Source organism: Myceligenerans halotolerans (assembly GCF_054782975.1).
Genome location: NZ_BAAGRL010000068.1, coordinates 1 through 4,020, shown reverse-complemented (window position 1 = coordinate 4,020; position 4,020 = coordinate 1). Strand labels below are relative to the sequence as shown.

Annotated in this window: 5 protein-coding genes; all 5 read left to right on the top strand. The window is 71.1% G+C overall.

Going from position 1 to position 4,020, the window contains the following annotated elements; translation table 11 throughout:
• Positions 1–491, top strand: a 491-nt coding sequence (locus ACYVK5_RS25735) for a hypothetical protein (protein ID WP_460709120.1), incomplete at its 5' end; no start/stop codon positions are given.
• Positions 492–524: 33 nt separating this feature from the next.
• On the top strand, positions 525–1,709 hold the full coding sequence (locus ACYVK5_RS25730; protein WP_460709118.1) for a hypothetical protein: 1,185 nt from the start codon (positions 525–527) through the stop codon (positions 1,707–1,709).
• A complete protein-coding gene (locus ACYVK5_RS25725; protein WP_460709116.1) occupies positions 1,706–2,578 on the top strand; it encodes a glycerophosphodiester phosphodiesterase in 873 nt (290 codons plus the stop codon). Before ACYVK5_RS25730 ends, ACYVK5_RS25725 begins: the two co-directional genes overlap by 4 nt.
• Positions 2,579–2,587: 9 nt before the next feature.
• Positions 2,588–2,833, top strand: a complete 246-nt coding sequence (locus ACYVK5_RS25720; RefSeq protein ID WP_460709114.1) for a hypothetical protein — start codon at positions 2,588–2,590, stop codon at positions 2,831–2,833.
• Positions 2,834–2,897: 64 nt separating this feature from the next.
• Complete coding sequence (locus ACYVK5_RS25715; protein ID WP_460709112.1) at positions 2,898–3,944, top strand: peptidoglycan recognition protein family protein; 1,047 nt, start codon at positions 2,898–2,900, stop codon at positions 3,942–3,944.
• The last annotated feature ends 76 nt before the right edge of the window (positions 3,945–4,020 follow it).

Sequence of the window (4,020 nt, the reverse complement as noted above, 5' to 3'; positions counted from 1 at the left end):
GCACCCGCGCGGTCCGCGCGGGCACGATCTACCGCCGCGAAATGGTGGGCGGCTCGCCGTCCTGGGTGGTCGAGTCGAGCCCCGTGCAGACGCTGACGGGCCTGTCGGCGACCGCGACCCCATCGAATCCGGACATCGGCAACACCGAGACTGGGTGGCAGCGGCAGAGCGCGTGCCAGATGGTGCGGGACGGCAAGCGGCGCTGGCTGCATCTGGTGTCCCGCAAGGGTGGATCGAACATCCGGTCGGACTCAACGACTGGCGGCGTCTTCGACCAGCACCTGGCCGGCCTGCACTCCGTGGACCGACCTCCCACAGAGGTCGCGGCCATCGTGACCGTCCGGAATCCCTCGGGGGGCACCTGGTGGGGCGGCGGCCGAATCTCCTCGGGCGGTGCCGTCTACCTGACCTCATGGGCCCCGAACATCATCGTCGGCCCGGCCAGCCCCGACCAAGCAGTCATCCTCGACGCCACCTGGTGGGTCTCGTGACCATCACCCCGACCCTCCCGGAGGTCTGCTGAGATGCCCATGTACCGCGTGAACATGGCCAACGTCCTGGACGAGGCAACCGGCGAACCCCTGCCCGGCCTGGTCGGACAGCAGGTGCGGATCGTCGACCGCGACACCACCGACCCGCATCCCATCTTCGACGCCGCCGAAGACCCCATCACCGGGTCGCTGTTGACCGTCACCGACCTGTTCACCACCCCCGCCTTCTACGTCGACACCGAGACCCCCGCGACCGTCTTCCTCGACTGGCTCGACGAAAGCTCCGGCGCTCGCGGCCCGGTGCCGTTCGATCGGTCGCTGCGGGCGGAGGCGCAGGCGGCGCGTGAGGCCGCGGACGATGCGGCGGCGTCGGCGGCGAGCCTGGCCACGGGCGTTGTGCGCTCGATCGACGGCCAGGTGCCTGATGAGAACGGTGCGCTCGACGGTGTCGTCGGCGGCTCCGGGTCGTCGTTCCTGCTGCTGGACGACACCTCGCCGGTCCCGGCCGGGACGCCTTCGTTCACGCTGATCGCGCGTGCGGCCTCGGCTCCGCCGTCCACAGACATGACGGTGGCCGACGCGACCGCGACCACGTTCACGGCGGCGTCCGGGTCGACGGTGGAGCTCGCGCTGCCCACGGGCATCTCCGACGGTGACCTACTGGTCGCCGTGGTGACCACCCAGAACAACTCCTCGACGTGGACGCCGCCGGCGGGCTGGGTGCTGCTGCAGCAGCTGGACACCTCCAACTCGGACTTCCGGACCACGAACATCTACGGTCTGGACGCCACGGCGAACCCGCCGACGGGTGTGCAGGCATTCGGGTGCAACACGTCCGGGCGGATCGCCGGCGCCATGTTCCGGGTCACGGGCGCCGACGCGGCCAGCCCCGTGCAGGTCAACGGTGCTGTCGGGTCCAGGCCGGCCGACATCTACACCGTCCCAGCCCTGGTCGGAGCTGGTGGCGGTCTCGTGCTGTCGGTCACCACTGGCCAGCAGGGCAGCGGCGACGGCGACCCGCACCCGCTCGCTTACAGCAACGGTCTCGTCCCGTTCGTGTCGATCATCACCGCGGCCTCCGGCACGGGGGCGAAGACGTTCCTGGACATCGCGTGGGACACCCCGCCGGCCGACTTCGCCGAGCACACGGTGCAGGTCGCCAACACCCCGAACGCGGCGTTCGGGTCGCAGGTGCTCGCGATCGCGAGTGACGGATGAGCAGCCTGACCGTGTGGGACGGCGAGGCTGAGCAGCCGGTCGCGCTGACCGTGTGGGACGGCGAGGCTGAGCAGCCGGTAACCGACGACGCGCTCATGCCCGGCGGTGCCTGGTCGGTCGACGAGCTCGTCAGGCGGGATGAGTCGACCGTCGGGCACCGCGGCGGCACGGATGACTGGGCCGAGGGATCCCGCACTGCCATGACCCAGGCCGTCCTGCGCCGGGTCGACGCGCTCGAGCTCCCGCTGTCCCGCACGCTCGACGGCGTCTGGTTTGGTCTCCACGACCAAACCTTGCTGCGCACGTCCGGCGTGGACATCGACCCGACCACGATCACGTGGGACCAGCTGCAGGCGTACAAGATCGCGGCGCCGGCGGGTGGCGACCCCGCGTTCGGTGCGCAGCGGTACATGCGCCTGACCCAGCTCTTGACCGACTACGGCAGCAGCCACGTCCTGTTCCTCGACCCGAAATACCACGGAAACCAGCAGTTCCGCGGCGAGCTGCTGGACCTCGTCGAGGCGACGATCCCGAACGCCCAGCGCACGATCGTGGTGAAGTTCTTCGGCGACAACACCTTCCTCGCCGACTACGCCCGCAGCCGCGGCTACACGACGTGGGGCTACTTCTACGAGTCGGACTACCTCGCCGACCCCGCGGCGATCGTCGCACAGACCGGTCACTGGGACTGGCTCGGCCTGAACTGGGACGCCGCCCCATCCACCTGGGCGGACTTCGTCGCACTCGGCAAGCCACTGTTCGGGCACGTCGTCGCCGACCTGACCCAGCGGCAGGCCGCACTCGACGGCGGCGCGACCGGAGTCATCTGCTCCGGCGTCCGCGCCGTCCAGGGCGCCCCCGAGATCTGAGGAGACCCCGTGCCCGACATCCCTGCCTGGATCGCCGCGCTGACCGCCCTCGCCGGCGGCATGGGCGCCGTCCTGACGACCCGCTACACGCGCATGGCCAAGCTCGAGCGCCGTGTCGACGTCGTCGAGTACCGCAACCGCCGCCTGTGGGCGTACTGCCGCCGGCTGATCGACCACATCTACCAAGGCAAGCCGCCCCCGCCGCCGCCCTGGCCGGACGACCTCGACCCCGACCGGCCCGACGACAAGCACTGACCCGAACCCCCACGAGCCCCGCGCCACCTGGCCGGGGCTCTCCTCATGCCCCCAGGAGGCCCCCGTGGCTGGAGAGTCGTTCTACCTGCCCGACCACCCGAACCCGCACGCGACGCAGTACGGCGAGGAGCGCCGCTACGGCGAGGAGCCGTCGGGCACGATCATCGTGCACACCGCGGAGAACCTCGCGGACCTGATCGGTGAGGATCTCGGCGCGGAGGCCGTGGCGCGGTTCATCGCGACCCGCGGCACGTTCGGCTCCTATCACCGCGTGTTCGACGCGGACTCGATCGTGAAGCTGGCGCCGTTCGGTTGGGAGACGTGGCACTGCCGGTTCACGAACCCGTGGTCGATCGGCCTGTGCTTCGCCGTCCGCGCGGACGACTGGCACACGTACCCGGACTGGTACGTCACCGCCATCCTGCGCAACGGCGCCCGCGCGGCGGCCGAGGCGATCCGCGACCTCAAGAAGTACTGGGGCATCACGGTCCCGATCGAGCACATCACCGGCGCCCAGGCCCGCGCCCAGCAGCCCGGCTTCACCGGGCACGGGGAGACCGACCCGACGCGCCGGCACGACCCGGGCGACGGGTTCCCGTGGGCGCGGTTCCTGCGCATGGTGCGTGAGGAGCTCGCCGGCGACGGCGCCGACCCCGTGTCGAACCCGAAGCCAGCCCCGAAGCCCAAGCCGACGCGCTCCCCGCGCCGGCCGCGCACGATCCAGCGCGGCAGCACCGGCTACCTGTCCGAGCTGTGGCAGCGCATCCTGCGCGCCTCCGGCCATCACCTGGCGGCCGACGGCGTGTTCGGACCGGTCAGCGAGGCCGAGACCCGCGCCTGGCAGCGCGCTCGCGGCCTAGTGGCCGACGGCGTCGTCGGACCGGTCACCTGGACCCGCGCCCTCCTGGCCGACGCTGACGGCGTCCTGCGCCGCGGCGACCGGGGCGTGCACGTCGAGCTCGCGCAGTACCTCATCCGGGTCCGACGCGACCGCGTGTTCGGGCCCATCACCGAGGACGGCACCGAGAAGGTGCAGCGCTTCCTCGGCATCACCGACGACGGCGTCATCGGACGCCAGAGCGTCACCGCACTCGTCAACCACTGGACCTGAGAGGACACCATGAACTCCCTTTCCGACCCGACCCCCACCGGCGAGCTCGTCGAGTTCGACCCCGTCGAGCTGCCCT

Bases quoted from the DNA above. Each gene is read 5' to 3' on its own strand.
- ACYVK5_RS25730 (WP_460709118.1), top strand. From the start codon at position 525: ATGCCCATGTACCGCGTGAACATGGCCAACGTCCTGGACGAGGCAACC.
- ACYVK5_RS25725 (WP_460709116.1), top strand. From the start codon at position 1,706: ATGAGCAGCCTGACCGTGTGGGACGGCGAGGCTGAGCAGCCGGTCGCG.